Origin of the sequence: Sphingomonas sandaracina (genome assembly GCF_036663695.1) — a bacterium.
GTDB lineage: Bacteria > Pseudomonadota > Alphaproteobacteria > Sphingomonadales > Sphingomonadaceae > Sphingomonas.
Window position 1 is genome coordinate 89,279 of the sequence record NZ_JAXOJK010000008.1, and the last position, 16,847, is coordinate 106,125.

Annotated in this window: 14 protein-coding genes and 1 pseudogene; 5 read left to right on the top strand and 10 right to left on the bottom strand. The window is 61.8% G+C overall.

The features are described from left to right. Position 1: 1 nt before the first annotated feature. The 3 genes from U1707_RS18025 to U1707_RS18035 all read right to left on the bottom strand — a co-directional run bounded on the left by U1707_RS18025 (position 2) and on the right by U1707_RS18035 (position 2,910). On the bottom strand, positions 2 to 1,105 hold the full coding sequence (locus U1707_RS18025; RefSeq protein ID WP_332801438.1) for a DegT/DnrJ/EryC1/StrS family aminotransferase: 1,104 nt from the start codon (positions 1,103 to 1,105) through the stop codon (positions 2 to 4). Next, complete coding sequence (locus U1707_RS18030; RefSeq protein ID WP_332801439.1) at positions 1,102 to 1,569, bottom strand: sugar 3,4-ketoisomerase; 468 nt, start codon at positions 1,567 to 1,569, stop codon at positions 1,102 to 1,104. Before U1707_RS18030 ends, U1707_RS18025 begins: the two co-directional genes overlap by 4 nt. 177 nt (positions 1,570 to 1,746) lie before the next feature. After that, on the bottom strand, positions 1,747 to 2,910 hold the full coding sequence (locus U1707_RS18035) for an EpsG family protein (protein WP_332801440.1): 1,164 nt from the start codon (positions 2,908 to 2,910) through the stop codon (positions 1,747 to 1,749). Positions 2,911 to 2,936: 26 nt separating this feature from the next. Between U1707_RS18035 and U1707_RS18040 the strand changes: the two genes are divergently transcribed. Beyond that, positions 2,937 to 4,094, top strand: a complete 1,158-nt coding sequence (locus U1707_RS18040; protein WP_332801441.1) for a glycosyltransferase family 4 protein — start codon at positions 2,937 to 2,939, stop codon at positions 4,092 to 4,094. Position 4,095: 1 nt separating this feature from the next. On the opposite strand, the gene U1707_RS18045 is transcribed toward U1707_RS18040, so the two are convergent. From U1707_RS18045 to U1707_RS18060, 4 genes are all read right to left on the bottom strand, one after another. Further along, positions 4,096 to 5,445, bottom strand: coding sequence for an O-antigen ligase family protein (locus U1707_RS18045; protein WP_332801442.1), 1,350 nt, complete (start codon positions 5,443 to 5,445; stop codon positions 4,096 to 4,098). Beyond that, entirely contained in the window at positions 5,442 to 6,695 is a 1,254-nt protein-coding gene (locus U1707_RS18050) for a hypothetical protein (RefSeq protein WP_332801443.1), read from the bottom strand. The genes U1707_RS18045 and U1707_RS18050 overlap by 4 nt, the downstream gene beginning before the upstream one ends. Continuing rightward, a complete protein-coding gene (locus U1707_RS18055; protein WP_332801444.1) occupies positions 6,685 to 8,784 on the bottom strand; it encodes a GumC family protein in 2,100 nt (699 codons plus the stop codon). The genes U1707_RS18050 and U1707_RS18055 overlap by 11 nt, the downstream gene beginning before the upstream one ends. Positions 8,785 to 8,941: 157 nt before the next feature. Beyond that, complete coding sequence (locus tag U1707_RS18060; RefSeq protein WP_332801445.1) at positions 8,942 to 9,637, bottom strand: polysaccharide biosynthesis/export family protein; 696 nt, start codon at positions 9,635 to 9,637, stop codon at positions 8,942 to 8,944. A 183-nt stretch (positions 9,638 to 9,820) separates the two neighbouring features. On the opposite strand from U1707_RS18060, the gene U1707_RS18065 reads away from it, so the two are divergent. Further along, on the top strand, positions 9,821 to 10,144 hold the full coding sequence (locus U1707_RS18065) for a hypothetical protein (protein ID WP_332801446.1): 324 nt from the start codon (positions 9,821 to 9,823) through the stop codon (positions 10,142 to 10,144). Positions 10,145 to 10,170: 26 nt separating this feature from the next. Beyond that, a complete protein-coding gene (locus tag U1707_RS18070) occupies positions 10,171 to 10,515 on the top strand; it encodes a hypothetical protein (RefSeq protein WP_332801447.1) in 345 nt (114 codons plus the stop codon). Here U1707_RS18070 and U1707_RS18075 read toward each other — a convergent pair. After that, the gene (locus U1707_RS18075) at positions 10,499 to 11,293 is read right to left on the bottom strand and encodes a metallophosphoesterase (protein WP_443025729.1); all 795 of its coding nucleotides are present in this window, start codon (positions 11,291 to 11,293) and stop codon (positions 10,499 to 10,501) included. The genes U1707_RS18070 and U1707_RS18075 overlap by 17 nt on opposite strands. A gap of 66 nt (positions 11,294 to 11,359) precedes the next feature. Beyond that, positions 11,360 to 12,661 carry a nucleotide sugar dehydrogenase gene (locus tag U1707_RS18080; RefSeq protein WP_332801449.1) on the bottom strand — a complete coding sequence of 434 codons (1,302 nt, stop codon included), beginning with the start codon at positions 12,659 to 12,661 and terminating at the stop codon, positions 11,360 to 11,362. 380 nt (positions 12,662 to 13,041) lie between these two features. Here U1707_RS18080 and U1707_RS18085 point away from each other — a divergent pair, with 380 nt between their 5' ends. Beyond that, positions 13,042 to 14,043 carry a site-specific integrase gene (locus U1707_RS18085; RefSeq protein ID WP_332801450.1) on the top strand — a complete coding sequence of 334 codons (1,002 nt, stop codon included), beginning with the start codon at positions 13,042 to 13,044 and terminating at the stop codon, positions 14,041 to 14,043. 35 nt (positions 14,044 to 14,078) lie between these two features. On the opposite strand, the gene U1707_RS18090 is transcribed toward U1707_RS18085, so the two are convergent. After that, positions 14,079 to 14,276 (bottom strand): hypothetical protein, encoded by a 198-nt coding sequence (locus tag U1707_RS18090; RefSeq protein ID WP_332801451.1) that lies wholly within the window; start codon positions 14,274 to 14,276, stop codon positions 14,079 to 14,081. A gap of 967 nt (positions 14,277 to 15,243) precedes the next feature. Here U1707_RS18090 and U1707_RS18095 point away from each other — a divergent pair. Further along, a pseudogene (locus U1707_RS18095) lies at positions 15,244 to 16,847 on the top strand (hypothetical protein); the annotation flags it as partial.

The following is a 16,847-nucleotide window of genomic DNA, read 5'->3' on the forward strand; positions in this document are numbered from 1 at the left end:
TTTATCCCACGCACGTCCTGATGGCGTCTGCGACCCGCCGTGCATCGTCGAGGGCCAGGTGCGGCCCTATCGGCAGGCTCAGCGTTTCTCGTGCAAGCCGCTCGGCGATCGGGAAGCTGCCTTCGCCAAGCCCCAGATCGGCATAGGCCTCCTGCAGATGAGGCGGGATCGGATAGTGGAGCTGGGTCGCGATCCCCTGCTCCGCCAGAGCGGTACGGATCTCGTCGCGGCGCGGCGTGTGGATGACGAACAAGTGCCAGACGGGCTCGGCCCATTCGGGCACCTGCGGCAACTGGATCGGGCAATCCGCCAACTCGGTCAGATAGAGTGCCGCGACCTGGGCACGGCGCGCGTTCCAGGCGTCGAGATAGGGCAGCTTTGCCGCCAGCACTGCGGCGTGAAGCGGATCAAGCCGGGAATTGACCCCGCGCTCGTCGTTTACGTAACGCACACGCGAACCGTAATTGCCCAGGACGCGGATACGTTCGGCGAGGTCGGCATCGTCGGTCGTAATCGCACCGCCATCGCCCAAAGCGCCCAGATTCTTCGAAGGGTAGAAGCTCCAGCAGACGATGTCGCCATATCCGCTGCCGACGCGGTTTCCTCGATACCGCGCACCATGCGCCTGGGCCGCATCCTCGATCAGCCTCAGGCCATGACGGTCGGCGATCGCTTTGATCGGCGCCATATCGGCTGGCTGGCCGTACAGATGCGTCGGGATTATCGCCCGGGTTCGGGGCGTAATCTGCGCCTCGATCAGTAATGGATCGAGATTGCTGCTGATCGGATCCGGTTCGACGAAAACCGGCGTAGCGCCAGCCATCGTTATGGCCAGCACCGTCGCTATGAACGAATTGCTGGCGATGATGACCTCGTCGCCGGCACCGATGCCGAGCGCGCGGATCGCCAAATGAAGGGCATCCAGCCCGTTACCCACGCCGACGCAGTGCTTGGCACCGCAGAAATCTGCAAAACGCTCTTCGAACCGCGTGCAGATGGGGCCGCCCACGAACCAGCCGCTGGCCATAACCTCGGCGATCGCCGTGTCGATCTCACCCTTCAACTCGTCGTAGATAGGCTTCAATTCAAGGAAGGGGATCGTCATGCCAGGCTGTTCACCGTTTCGAGGAAGCGGTCATAGTCGCGTATATAGTCGGCTTCGTCATAGGCATGGTCTGCGAGAACGAGCAGCACGGCATCCGCAGAAAAGTTACGCATTTCCCGCCACATCATGGCCTGGATCAGAAGCCCGCGATCGGGACGATCGAGCAGATACGTGGTTCTTTCCCGCCCGTCGTCCAGGATCATCTCGCAGCTCCCCGCCACGCAGACCGCAAGCTGGCGCAAGGCGACGTGCGCGTGAAACCCTCGTTCCACCCCTGGCTGCGTCCCGAAGATGTAGTAAATGCGTTTCACGTCGAACGGTACGGTGCTGCCCCCCTCGATCGCGATCAGGCTGCCGCGGTGATCGCCCAGTACCGGCAACTGCCGAATTAGCGGGTCGGACGTACCTTGCAAGGGTACTTCGACAGACGGCATTTGGATGTCATCGGGTTGAAAAGCATTCATTTGCCGCCAGTATCAGCCGCACCACGGCAGTGCAATGAGCAGGCTCAGCCGATCTCGACGCGTCATCGATGTCGTGTGCAGGACCCAAACTCTCCAGATATTCTTCCCGATGATTTACGGGTGTTTATGACGGCGGGTCCGACGTCCAGCGTCGACGTCGAGGTCTGATAAAGCCGGCTATTGTCCGAGGTCATCTGCCCTAAGCACTGTATCGTACGGTTTCCACAGTTCGGCGTTATCGGCAAAATTGAGCCAGACGAACTGAACCGCAAAACTGTAACCGATTACCGCGAGCACCCCCGAAAACTGCGGTCGGCCGGTGGTCGATAGCGCGTAGGGAATACGCGAGAACGTCACCACCTGTAACGGGATCAGGAACAGGGCGATGCGATCGACACCCGACGAGGCCGAGAATGCCAATAGAGCGAATACGGACAGGATGGATAGGATCGAGCAATTCGTCCAGAAACTCTTGGCAAAGTCTTCCAGCCCGAGCCGATTTCGCAACAGCAGCATGATAATGGCTGCCACCACGTTCATCGCTACCCGAATGGCCGCACCCTGCGAATTATAGTCGCTGTTGACGTAGTTGTTGATCAGATCGTCGGAAGAGCTGCCCAGAAAAACGTTGAACAGCAGCGCGAATGCGACCGCACCCACGATGCCGAGCAACGGACTGCGGATGACCACCGGAAGCAGGAGGATGGGCAGGAACAGGATCGCGGTCTTGTGAAACAGGGCGGCGAAGGCGATCATCAGCACCAGCCGCCCCAGCCGCTTCGGCGATGCGTCGGCGACTGCCCAGCAGATGATGCCGATCGCCGCAGCCTGGCGCGTATAGCCCATCGCGACGACGATGATGAGATACGGTACCGCGACCAGGACAGCCAGCCACGGATTGGGTTGCCGCCACGCAAGTCGTGCCAGGCCTGCCATGAACAGGATGCTGCATCCCAGGTTCGGGAACCAGATCCCCCAATCCGCGCCCGCGGATATCCAGTTCAAAAGCGCATATCCCGGGTCGGTGGTCGTCAGTGCAGGCCCGAGCGTCTGGAACGCAATGGTCTCATACATGTGAAGATAGGTGACCCAGTCGCCCCCGACATCGTAGCGGAGCCCGATCATCAGCGCCGTCAGCGTTGCGGCGAAGATATAGAATGATCGATTATAGGCCTGATATTGCCGACGGGCGAATTGAACCGCACCGGCCGCCCATATCGCAAACAAGATCCAATACGCCGTCACGTCCGCCTCGGCACAATGTAAGAGGCGTCCATGCGATCCACCGACGCAGCTATAGCGCTCGCGCTTGGCAGGTCTACCCGGTAGAGCCTGCGCCATAACCGGAAAGGGATGAACCGACTGTCATGGCTGGCGCTATCGTATTGTCGATCAATACCTCCTGGAACATCGTGAATTTCCGCAGCAACCTGATCGCTAGACTGCAGCGCGAAGGATATGACGTCGTCGCGATCGCGCCGCGTGACGCGCATAGCGACGCGCTCGTCGCGCTGGGTGTCCAGTATTTTCCGATCGAGATCGACAGCAAGGGACTCTCGCCGGTCCGCGACCTGAAGCTTGCCGCGGCGTATTTCGGTATCCTGAAACAGGTGCGTCCGGTCGCGTTCCTGGGCTGGACGATCAAGCCCAATGTCTACGGCTCGCTGGCCGCGCACGCGCTCGGTATCCCGGTCATCAACAACATTTCCGGCCTCGGCACCGCGTTCATCAAGATCGGCCTGGTGACGCGGGTGGTTCGATTGCTCTACCGGGCCGCGCTCGCCCGCTCAGCCACCGTCTTCTTCCAGAACCGTCACGACCGCGATCTGTTCGTAGAGCAGCGGCTAGTCCGTCAGGAGCGTACCGCGCTGCTCCCGGGCTCGGGGATCGATCTGGCGCAGTTCGTTCCCGAACCGGCAGGGGAGGGCGCGCCCCTGGTTTTCCTGATGGTCGCACGGCTGTTGCGCGACAAGGGCGTGGTCGAGTTCGCCGATGCCGCGCGGATCGTCCGCGCCAGCCGGCCTGACGTCGAATTTCATCTGCTCGGTTTCCTCGACGTCCAGAACCGGACCGCGATCGACCGCTCGACCGTCGAGCGCTGGGAACGGGAGGGCACGCTACGCTATCTCGGCGAGGCGGCCGATGTGCGGCCGCATCTGGTCCGTGCCGCAGCCGTGGTGCTGCCGTCGTACCGCGAAGGCATGCCGCGCTCGCTGCTCGAGGCGGCTGCGATGGGGCGGCCGCTGATCGCGACCGACGTGCCCGGTTGTACCGAAATCGCGCGGGCCGGCGAGAACGCTTTCCTGTGCACCGTGCGCGACGCACGTTCGCTGGCCGACGCGATGCTCGCCTTCCTCGCGCTCGACCCTGCCGAGCGGACGGCGATGGGGCGTCGCAGTCGGGAGATTGCCGAGCGCGAATTCGACGTGTCGGTCGTCGAAGCGCGGTATCTCGACGCGATCGCAAAGGCGACCGCCGGCGCGACCGCCGGCGTGCCTGCCGATGCCGGGGTCACGCAGCCCTAAGCTACAGGCTCAGATGCCGCGCCGAGGAGGGGGCACGACTGCGCTGCGTATAGGGGCGCACCCCCGACATGAGGCCGATACAGGCCGCAAACACCGCGGACAGCGCGGCGGTGCGCAGCGGATAGTCGACGACGCTGTGGAGCAGAATCGCGGCGGTCGCGATGACCGCGGCCTGGGCGAACGGATCGGGCTCTTCGGCCCGCCAGATCGCGCGCAGGCGGATGACCCACCATGCCAGGAATAGCGCCGCGAACGCCATTCCGACGGCGCCCGTTTCGAGGAGCAGTTCGAGCCAGTCGCTATGCGCATGGTTCATGAAGGTCGTCGTGACCGACGCGAGCGGCTCCTGCATGTGATAGACCGGCTGGAAGCTGGCGGTGCCCGAGCCGATTGGAAAATACGCGCGCGCCGCACGCAAGGTGAGTGCGAACGAGGTCTGGCGCGACAGCTCGACATTGGCCTTCTGGGTGCCGAACAGATTGTTGCCGAACGGTCCGACGACGATCGTGACGATGGCGGCGAGCGATACCAGCCCGGTTGCGACGACGAGGCTGCGCTGGACGACGGCGTTGCGCCGACGCCCGAACGTCAGCCAGGAGACGAGCGCCACGGGCACGCCGAGGCCGATCCCCGCCAGCGAGGAATTGATCAGCAGGCCGACGAAGATGACGGCATAGGTCGCGGCAACGAGCAGGTGGACCGCCGAGGCGCTACGCGGCGATTTGCTGCGTTTCAGCAGTATCGTCTGGAGTGCCGCCAGGAACGGGATGCAGACCAGCAACAGCGTCGCATTGTGGTTGGCGTTGGCGAAGAACCCGACCGCGACGCCGTAATTGGTGATGCGATAGAGATAGGCGCCGGTCCCGCCGATGACCTGAAGGGCGCCGAGTGCGACCGACGTCAGCGTGACCGCGACGATCGCCGCGGCGATCCAGCGTCCGCGAAACGCACCGAGCACGACGACGCTCAACAGCGTGGCGATCGCAGGCAGCAGCCACAACAGGCTCGATGGCGCGATATCGGGCGCCAGCGTCAGCGGCAGCCAGGGCAGGGGAATGCCGAGCAGCCGATAGCCTTCCACGACCGAGCCGCGCCCCGGCAGCAGCGTCCACAGCGCAGCAGGCAGGGGAACGAGCTGCAGGACCGCGATCGTGACGAAGATGGCGAGCAGGCCCAGCGGCGCACGGATCTGCGCCGGCGGACGTTCCTGCATCATGGTCCACAACGCCCAGCCGATCAGCGGCAGGCTCGTGACCTGGAGAATGAAGTTGGCGGTGAAGCCGGCCGCGCTCGCGCCTCCGAGTAGCAGGCAGGCCAGAAGGTAGACGGGGACGATCGCGTGGCGGATCATGGCTTGGAGTCCGGTGCGGGGCGAAGATCCAGATCGCGTAGCGTTACGCTCAGCGGTGATGGAAATTCGCCGGCCTCGCCGCGCAGCGTCAGGATCTGGCTCGGGCAATTGCCCGGAACCGCGATATCGGCAGCAATGCGGTGGGGTTTGGCGGTTGCGGTCACGGCGAGGGTCATGAGCGGATCGCGCGTATCGGTCGCCGCGGTCTTGCAGGCGAGTGTCCAATACAGCTTGGCGGCCGCATCGGTCTTGCCCGGATCGACGGTGACGGCAAACCGGTAACGACCGGGCCGCAGCACCAGCAACTGGCTGGCCAGGACACCGCTGTCGCGTCCATAATACTCAACCGCCAGACTCCCGCCCCGCAAATCCGCCGCGCCAAGGCTGCTGGCGGTCAGGGTCCAGTCGAACGGGGGGGCCGCCCTGGTTTCGCGGAACCCGGCATTGGTGATCGCCATCGCGGCCTGCGCGGGCGATATACCGTAGATACGTTGCCACACCGACCGCGCTGTCGGGTATTGGCCACGTTCGACCAGACGGTTCACCAGAACGGGCCCCCAGCTGTCGGCATTGCCTGCATCGGCCCGCGCGGCCGGGCCTGCTAGCGCGAAGATCGCATCCGGCGTGATGGCGGACTTGGCCAGCGAGGTGAGTACCGCGCGCTCGAGCGCCGGGTCGGTCTTCAGCGTGCGGCGGACCGCATCGCGCGTTTCGGGCACCATCGTCATCTGCGCCATCGCTGTCGCGATCGGCGCCTGGGTCGCGCCGAGGATCCGCGCCAGGACCGAAAATTGCGTTGCGGCATCGGTATAGCGCTGGGTGCGCAGATACCGATCGAGCAGGAGCAGATGGATCAACCGCTGACGCGGATCGAGCCGTTGTCCGGCCTCCAGCGTCGCGACCGCGCGGTCCGGTGTGTTGTCGAGCAACTGTTGATGCCCGAGGATCAGGTACGCGCGGGCATCGAGGGGCGCCGCTGCGGCCGCCTGCCGAACGGCGTTCAGGGTTTGCGCATCCAGGATGCCGTGTTGCGCGACCAGCCTTGCGGCTGTTCGGCCCAGCACGACGTCGGGATGATCAGGCGCCAGGCGTGCGATCTCCGCCGACGAGGCCGGCAGTGTGTTGACCATTGCGGATTTGAACGACAGCCACCCGAGCGATACACCGGCGACCGCCAAGACCGCGGCAGAGGCCATGCCGCGAACGCTCAAGGCGTTGCGCAGCGTATGCCTGCTCTTCTTACGGCTCATCGTGCGTCGTCAGCATGATCCGGCGTTTCTTGTCATTGTCGTCGGCAACGTAGCGGTACTGATCCTTGGTCTGTCCGTAGCCATAGCCATAGCCGTACGATGCCTGCGCCTGGAAGCGCGTCAGGATGGCGCCGACCATATGCGCGCCTGCAGTCCTAAGGCGATTTTGCGCCTCGACCACTGCCCGGGTTCTGGTGCGGCCGGATTCGATCACCATCAACGTCGCCTGAGCGATCGACGACAACAACGGAGAGTCCGCGAGACCAAGGATCGGTGGACCGTCGATCACGACGACGTCGAACGTCGCGGAGGCGTCGGCGAGCAGCGACGCGAAACGCGCCGAGGCGATCAGTTCGGGCGGGCTCGGTGGAATGGTACCCGATGGCATGATCCACAACCCTTCCACATCGGTGTGCAGGATGTGCTCGCTCAGCGAACCCGTGTTGGTGAGGATATGCGACAAGCCGATATTGTCGCGCCCGGTAACGAAGGCAGGACGGCGCATGTCGGCATCGATCAGCAAGACCGACTTGCCCAACCGCGTAAAGCTGTGCGCGAGCGCCCAAGCCGATGTCGATTTACCTTCTGCCGGACGCGTGCTGGTGACGAGCAGCGTCTTAGGTGCGCCACCTTCGGTCACGAACTGCATGGCGGAAGCGGTCGACAGATAGGCCTCGGCGACCGGCGACAGCGTATCCTTCAATTCCTCGACGGGCTTTGCACTCTTGGCGGTGGGGATGCCCCCCAGGAAAGGTAGCTGCAGCTTGTTCCGGACGTCGTCTGGCGTCTTGATCGTATCGTTGATGAATTCGAGCGCGATCGCGGCCAGCATGCCGATGACAAAGCCGAGGGCGGCACCGATCAAAAGATTGAGATAGAGATTAGGGGAAAACGCCCCACCAGGAACAAGGCCGCGATCGACCACCGACGCAACCGCGGTGCCGATACCGCCCGCGACCCCGATCTCCTTGTAGCGCTGCAAAAGCGCATCGTAGAGTGTACGGTTGGTATCAACGTCGCGCTTCAGGATGTTATACTGGATCAGCCGGCCACGTTGATTGAGCACCGTGCCGCTAAGCCCGGACACTTGCGCACGAAGTCGGTCTTCCTCGGCGCGTGCCGCCTGGAAATCCTGGCGGAGCGTGCCGACGCGATCGGAATTGGCGGTGCGCGTCTCGGTGACCACTGACGCCCGCAAGGCATCGATGCGCGCCTTGAGCGCGACCATTTCGGGATAGTCGGGACGGAACGTCTGGAGTTTCTGCTGATATTCGGCATCGAGCGCAGCGATCTGCGCGCGTAACGGCGCCGCGTTTGCGCTTCCCTCAGTCGTTGCACCGCCCAGGGTCGCCTCGCGATATTTCTGTTCGGCTGCGATCCGGCGTGCCTGGGTGGCGGCAAGAGCGGTGTTCAGCGAGACGAGCGAACTACCGGTCAGCGAATTGGTGTCGCTACCTTCTTCGCTGCTACCCGTGCTGATCAGCCGTTGCTGTTGCGCATAGGCGGTGAGCCCGCGTTCCGACTTTTCCAGGTCGCGCCGCGTGGTCGCGATCTGGCGCTGAAGGAAGTCCCGCGCGTAGGATGACGACTGGTAGCGTCGTTCCAGATTGGTCGCAATGTATGCGTCGGTGATACCATTGACGACCTTCGCTGCAAGTTGCGGATCGCGTGCAACGAACGATACGATAACGATCATGCTCTGCGGCTGAAGTTTTACCTTCGTTCCGCCTTGTACGAACCCTGCCGCGATCTCGGTGTTGGCGGCGCGATCGGTACTCTCGCCGACAATTGCCGGGTCGGCAGCAAGATTGAGATTTTGTGCGACGCGTTCGGCGAGCGCTCTACTGCCAAGCAGGGCAAGTTGCGTGCCGACGAAATTGGTATCGTTGCGCCCGCTGCTTTGCCGCCCACTCTTATTCCCTTCGTCTGCCATGATCTCCACCTCGGGTGGGTTGAGCTCAAGCGTGGCGACGGAGCGATACTTTAGAGGTGTCAGCAGCGTGATGAGCACCGCTGCGGCAATGCCAGTGCCGATCGCTGCAAGGATCAGCCAGCGCCATTCGACGGCGATGCGCCACAACAGCGACAACGACAGTTCGCTACTGTTATTCGTGGTTCCATACCCGCCATACCCACTTTCCGGGGTCAAAGGGGCGAGATCGCGGCGCTGATCCGGTTGCACGGTCAGGTTCGTAGGACCCACGGCCCCTGGGCTTGCCATGTACAAAAGTCCTAAAGGCGAGGCGTCAAAGCGCCAGGAAGATGGATGCGAGCGGCAGGCTCTGCATCAGGTCGCGCTGTGTTTTCTTGACGGCCGATCCGTCTACGACGACCGTGTCACCGGGATAGACTTCCGGATCCTTCATCTCGCCACGGCGGATGCTCGTCAGGTCGAATGCGGCCGCCATGCGCTTCCCACCGATGGTCCGGAAAATGGCGACGCGACGGGGATTGGCGAGATCGTCGGTACCGCGCGCTAGTGCAATGACCTGAACCAGAGAAAGCGTGCTGGTCGCCGGATAGATGCCGGGCTGGCGGACCGATCCATCGACCGTGACGACGCGGCTGGCCGACGACTTCAACGAAACCGTAACGCTAGGATTGCGCAGGTATTTCTCGTCCAGCCGGTGTCCGATCACGGTGCCGAGCTCGGTCGTGCTGAGGCCGACCGCATCGACGCGGCCGAGCAACGGCATGGTGATGCGTCCGCTCTGATCGATGTCGTAGTCGCGGCTGAGATCGGCGACCTGGAATACCATGACGCTTACCGTATCGAGCGGGGCGAGCTTGTAGGTATCGTCGATCGCGACGACCTTGGGTGCGTCGGGCGTGCCGAAGTTGCTGGAATCATACGAGATCTTTCCACCGCGCGTCGACGCGCACGCCGCCAGCAGCAAGGCGAGACCGATGATGGCCATCCGGCCCATCAATCCGATTTTCATAATGTCACTGCCCTGCAACCGACCCTGCATCCCCGTGATGCACGGATACACACCTACAATTAACCCCGGTCTGCCGCAAGTCGAGCACTGAAATGTTCAATGAGACAGGCAATAAGCTGGCCCTTGTCGCAATAGCGATCGAGACTGTGTTGACAGCGTAGCCAGGGTAGCGAATGCGGTTGCATGATCCTTATCGCCGCTCTTGCGCTGTTTTTGTCGAATAGCGCAGAGCCTGATGAGATCCCCAGCGAAATTATGGTCGTGGCGAAATCCCGAAAATGCGATCTGTCGAGTGCCGGGCGGACGTTGCGAAATGCCGACTTCAAGAAATACGCAGCCGAATGGGCGGCCGGTCGACCGGTCAGGATCATCGTTCCGCGGGCTGCACGAACGAAGTGTCTCGCCAAAATCATGTTCAAACTGCACGATCACGGTGTGACGCAGGCCGAATTCATCGACATGCCCGGTACGCCGATAACTGAAATCGCGCCGGGGAAGGCAGACTGATGGGCGTTGTTGCGCATAGCAGCGCTATGGTTGCGATCGTTCTAGACTGGGAGATGTTCAAGGTCTGGTTGACCGCGACATCCGGCCTGACGCATCATGATTTCCATTTGCTGCTCGGCGTGCTGCTGACCCTGGGGTTTGGCTGGCTGCTGCGTCTGCCGCTCGGATCATGGCTGCCGCTGATCCTCGTTTTCGGCGTCGAACTGGTCAACGAGGCGTTCGACTTCATTCGCTATTATGTCGACAGCTATCCCTGGGCCCCTGGCCCGATGCTTGTCGATATCGCGCTGACCATGCTGCCTCCGCTCGCGATCGTGCTGGCCGCGCGGTGGGACTCGCCGCAGTTTTACCGTTTCAGGCGGGTACGCTAACGGTGTCTTGCGGGCCCGTCGCCAGGAAGCGGAGATCCTCCTCCTCGATCACCGCTGCCGTCAGAATGCCGGTCCGATAGGCACCGGTATCGATCCCGATCCGATTGGTGCGCTGATCGACACCGTCGCTGATGGTGTGGCCATGGATGACCATGCAGCCATGATCATGCGCATCGGACAGGAAGGGTTGGCGGATCCAGCGCAGATCGCGCGGTTGCTGCTTGTCGATCGGCACGCCCGGCCGGATGCCGGCATGAACCAGGAGATAATCGCCGAACCGAAAAGTGTCGCCGAAGGTCTTCAGGAAGGCGACATGCGCGGCCGGGATCGCCTCACGAAGCACCTCGGCGATCCGCTGTTCGTCCATCGCCTGCAGGGCGGCGGTCGCAACGCCGTAGCTTTCCATGCAGGCATCGCCGCCAAAGCCAAGCCAGTCATGCGCGACACCCGGTTCGCCGGCCAGCGCGCGCAACAGAAACTCTTCGTGATTACCTTGAATAAACAGCATCCTGGCGGGAAAATGCCGGATGCTCTGCAACCGATCGATGACACCGGCGGATTCCGGACCACGATCGATCAGGTCGCCCAGGAAAACGACCGCCGCGGCCTCCACCGGCCGATCGGCGATGTCGTCTTCGATACGGCCGAGCAGATCGTCGACGAGATCGAGGCGGCCATGGACGTCGCCGACAGCATAGAGTCGCGTGCCGGGTGGGCCCGCAAACAGGGGTTTCGACGATACGGTGGCCGACATGCGGCGGAACAACTTAGAGAACACGCAAACCTCGAACGCAGACACGGGCGGCCGCACGGCGACCGTTCCCTCTGCATGTAAGCGCGATTGTTACATCGTCCATAGTTTCATTCCGTCGGCCACCTGATCCGACCCAGCGAGTGCGTTCTTCAGATCGACGATTCCGCCGCCTGGTGCCAACTGTCCCGTAAACCGGGCGAAATCTTCGACCAGTTCACGGTGGGGAACGGCCAGCACGATCAGGTCGTAGGTCACGTCGGCAGGTGCCGTGACGAGCTTCAGACCATATTCGTGACGCGCTTCAGCTGCGGAAACAAGCGGATCGTGCACGTCGACCTGATGGCCCAGCGCCTGGAACGCCGCGACCAGATCGGCGACCTTCGAGTTGCGCAGGTCGGGCACGTCCTGCTTGAATGCCAGGCCGAGCATCAGGATCTTACCGCCCGCGGTGCCCGAACCGCCCGTTCCGCCCGAACCGGCGTGCCAGTCATGCACGTCCTTCGCCACCCATGCCGCCATGCCGTCGTTCATGTCTCGGCCTGCCAGGATGATGCGCGGATCGCAGCCGAGCTCGGTCGCGCGGTGTGCGAGATAATAGGGATCGACGCCTATGCAGTGCCCGCCGACGAGACCCGGCTCGAACTTCAGGAAGTTCCATTTGGTGCCCGCCGCGGCCAGCACGTCCCAGACCGACAGGTCCATCTTCGCAAAGATCTGCGTGATTTCGTTGACGAAGGCGATGTTGATGTCGCGCTGGGCGTTCTCGATCACCTTGGCCGCCTCGGCCGCCTTGATCGAGGCGGCACGGAACACGCCGCCCGTTGTCACCTTGCCATAGAGATCGGCGATCGCCTCGAGCACCGCGGGCGTCTGGCCGGAGATCACCTTGGTGATCCGGTCGACAGTATGTTCGCGGTCGCCCGGATTGATCCGCTCGGGCGAATAGCCGAGGAAGAAGTCCTCGCCGCAGACGAGGCCGCTGACGCGTTCGAGCTCGGGCCCGCACAAATCCTCGGTCACCCCGGGATAGACGGTGCTCTCGTAGATGACGATCGACCGCCGCCCCGGCTTCAGCATGCTGCCTACGGTACGCGTCGCAGCCATCACGATGCCGAGATCGGGACGGTTGTCGGCATCGACCGGTGTCGGCACGGTGACGACGTAGAAATCGGCATCCGGACAGGCTGTCGGATCGGTCGTCAGGCGCAGGCTGGATGCGGCGAGACGATCGGCGTCGATTTCGCCGGTACGGTCATGCTGCCGTTCGAGTTCGGCGATGCGGCCGGTATCGACATCGAGGCCCCAGGTCTCGAACGACTTGGCCAGCGCAACAGCGAGCGGCAACCCGACATAGCCGAGCCCGACCACTATTACGCGCGTGTTATCGGCCATGTTCGACACCTTCACATGTTCTGCAAGAAGCCGGTTCCTTACCGGCAACCGGCGTAACGACAAGTCGCGATCATTACAGCGCAGCCATGCGGGATTCCGCGAGGGGGGCGAGCGATGCCGTGCGGCACCGTTTCGCAGCCGACGCGGCGATCCACAGCGTAACTTCCCGACGCTTCGCGCGACATCAGAGAACCGATTGCAGCGCCGTCGTTTACAAGCCCGTTTATTCCGATAAATGGTATTCTCGGAATAAACCGATACCGGTCCTGATGCGGGAAAATTGTCCGCATGTTCGGTGCGGGCCATGTCGTTCGAGCGTATTTGCTCGCCGTAGACGAAACCGGGTGATCAGGGCTCCAGGCGAACCGAGGCAGTGACGCATGAACGACGACCTCGACGATACCGCGCTCACGCGAATTTCGACGACACCGTTAATTCCTTTATTGCTGGGCGAAGAGATCGAGGCGGCGCGTGCGTATGTCGCCGCGGCGCGCGCGCCGGCGACGCGACGGGCGTATGAATCCGATTGGCGTATATTCCTGGCCTGGTGCGGACCGCGCGCGATCGACCCGTTGCCGGCCGCGCCCGAGGCGGTCGCGATCTTCCTGTCGGCGGAAGCGCAGGCGGGGGTACGGCCTTCGACGATCGGGCGTCGGCTGGCCGCGATCGGTTATATGCATGCGCAGGCCGGGTTCGATCCGCCGCAGCAACAGGCGGGGGCCGTGGCGATCCGCAATGCTGTCGCCGGTATCCGCCGCACGCACGGTATCAAGAAGGTCCAGAAACGCGCCGCGGACGGGGACATGCTGCGCGACATGCTGCGCGCCTGCGAAAGCGACGGGGCCGATAGCGTTCGGGCGGTGCGGGATCGGGCGCTGCTGGCGATCGGCATGGCCGCGGCGTTGCGCCGATCCGAACTGGTCGCGCTGAAGATCGATGACGTTGCGATCACGCCCGAGGGGCTGATGATCACGGTTCGCAAATCCAAGACCGATCAGGAAGGCGAAGGCGCGATCATTGCGGTACCCGAAGGTCGGCGGATCCGTCCCAAGGCGTTGTTATTAGCATGGATCGCCTGCGCAGGGTTCGACAAGGGTCCGGTATTCCGCAAGCTAACCCCGCAGGGGCGGATCACGGCCAAGCCGATGAGCGACCGAGGCGTGGCGCTGGTCGTAAAGGCGCGCGCGGCTGCTGCAGGCTATGATCCCGAACACGTCTCGGGCCACTCGCTACGCGCGGGTTTCCTGACCGAAGCGGCGCGACAAGGTGCAACGGTGTTCAAAATGAAGGAAGTAAGTCGCCATAAATCACTAGAGATTCTGTCCGACTATGTCCGCAACCACGAACTGTTCCGTGATCATGCCGGAGAGCGGTTTCTTTAGATCGGCGTACAGAAATCGGATACAACGAAAAAGATTCAAGCCCTATTTGCGGCAAGGTCGGCTTTCGCGCGATCTGCGGCGTTCTGGTCCAATACCTTTTGCCATGCGGCTGCATCGCGCCCACGTTTGCGGGCAAAACTGCGCATTCTCTTTGATTTCAACATCTTCGAGTAAATATACCATCCTGTCGCAATCACGACGACGAGCAGGATGCCTGTGATGATATACATCATGAATTAAGCCCTGGCTATTATCAGATATTTGGTTATATAACTTGTCAAGTGCCGTGATTATCTTATGAGCATCAAGGCAAAATGTATTGCTTGTATCCACTACATATCAGCATATTAGATGAACATTGTAGTTCGATACATCAGGTAATAATTGCAAGGATGTAACAGAACGTCCAAAATAAAGACCGATTAAGAATATTGTCTTGTGAACTGCATTCGCGCCGAAATACCTATCCTTGATAAATCTATCGGATCGTGGCGAGCTGCAAGCGTTGCTGGGATCGGCATGCCGCGTCGTTTGAGCATCTCGACGACCAGCGGCAGTACCTGATGCTAAATTGTAGGCCCGTCGGCCCGTCGGCCCGTCGGCCCGTCGGCCCGTCGGCCCGTCGGCCCGTCGGCCCGTCGGCCCGTCGGCCCGTCGGCCCGTCGACCTGTCGACCTGGCGGTCTGTAGACCTGTCGACCTGTAGACCTAGTCTATTAGTCCAAGCTTCGCTCATCTTCTGGAAAAATGACGGTCTCGTCGCAGCTTGTTCTAAGCGGTCGTTGTAACTCCTCGCATAATTGCATGTGCTCTGTGTCGACGAAATATGGTCGGCCATTTTGATTAAGACCTTTGGCAGCCAGAATGGCAGTCCTACCCCTCACTATGGTGGTTTATTTCTTGGGCGTGTGCTTCAGTTTTAGCTGGTCCACAAAGGACGTAAGAGCAGGAAGTTTTCAACAACTAATCGATTAAATGAAACAAATCAATTTGGCTTTAATCTTTCTTGGCTGTGATACCGTATATAAGTTACTTATTAAAATACTAAATCGAAAGTATCTAAATACAAGGCACATCGGTTGCAATTAATAGAAATAACAGAGTTGGTCACTAATTTAAGCCAATATGACCTGTATATATGCATTAAGTATTAGGTAGTTATTTCGCTGCACACTGCTCGTCAGGAGCAGGAGATATTCACATGTCAAAACTCGTAGTCACGACACAAACCCCCCTTGTAGCTATTAATTACGCCTTTACCGCGAGTCGTGCATCGGCGTGTCTTGAGAGAATTACGAAATCACACGTCATCGGCGCCACCGCACGCAAGTCGCGTCGCGCCGATCATTTGCGGGGCATCATCTCCTTCGCCGCGTTGGCGTTCGCTTCGCTTGCCGGCAGCCAAGCCAGTGCCCAGACTTCTGTAGTCGGCGCCTGCACCGGGGTCAGCCTGCCACGCTCGGTCGTCACCAATCTGATCGGCAGTGTGCTGGTGCCTGTACTGACGCCGGCGCAAACGTTGCTCGGTCCGCTGACGGGTGGGCTGCTCAACCTGAACATCACGCCTACGCTGACCAGCACTGCTGCCGGCGCGCCAATCACGCTCAACGCGCTCGACATCAACGGCAACGCGATCACGGCAGTAGGCCCGGGGCAGTGTGTGCAGCAAGCCGATGGCTTCCAGCTGACGACGCCCGCCGGACTTTCCTTGGGCGGGGGGCGGATCACCGGGCTTGGCTCCGGCGCGACCTATGCCAGCGCCGCGGAACTCGATGCGATCGCATTTGGTAACGGTGCCAATACCGCCCTCGGCGCGACCGGCGCGGTAGCAATCGGCACTGGCGCGAGTGTTGCAGCAGGCGCCCCCGGTAGCGTCGCTCTCGGCCAGAACTCGCTCGCAACAGGCGCGACGCTTGGCAATGGCGCCTATCTGATCGGTGGAGCTGCCGCTGCAGAGGTCAATATCGGCGATCGTCGTCTCACCGGCCTTGCGGGCGGTTCGGCCGACACCGATGCCGTCAACGTCGCGCAGTTGAAGCAAGCGACGCTTGGCCTAACCCCGATCGACGCGCTGGTCTTCGATACCGCCGAAAACGCCTTCAACGCTATCCGTGGTGGCGCGGCGACGCGGATCACGAATGTAGCAGACGGTACTATTGCCGTCGGCTCGACCGACGCCGTCAATGGCGGCCAGCTGTCCGCAACGAACGACCTCGTCGTCGGCAACACGACCAATATCACTACACTGCAGGGCAATGCCTTGCTGTTCAATCCTGCGATCAGTGCCTTCGACGCATCGCGCGGCGGGGTTGCGAGCACGATCACCAATGTCGCTGCCGGTGCGCTGAATGCCGGGTCGACCGATGCCGTCAACGGCGCGCAATTGTTCGCCACCAACACGCGCGTCGATACCAATGCGGCGGACATTACAAATCTTACCACCAATATCGCCAACGGTACTGCCGATCCGCTGGCAGTCCGGTACACCGATGCAGCGAGGGGAACGCTCGTGCTCGGCGGGGCAAATGGTACGGTCCTGACCAACGTCGTTGCGGGTGCAGTGGCTCCGGGCTCGACCGATGCCATCAATGGCGGCCAGTTGTCCGCGACGAACGACCTCGTCGTCGGCAACACGACCAACATCACTACACTGCAGGGCAATGCCTTGCTGTTCAATTCTGCGATCAGTGCCTTCGACGCATCGCGCGGCGGGGTTGCGAGCACGATCACCAATGTCGCTGCCGGTGCGCTGAATGCCGGGTCGACCGATGCCGTCAACGGCGCGCAATTGTTCGCCACCAACAC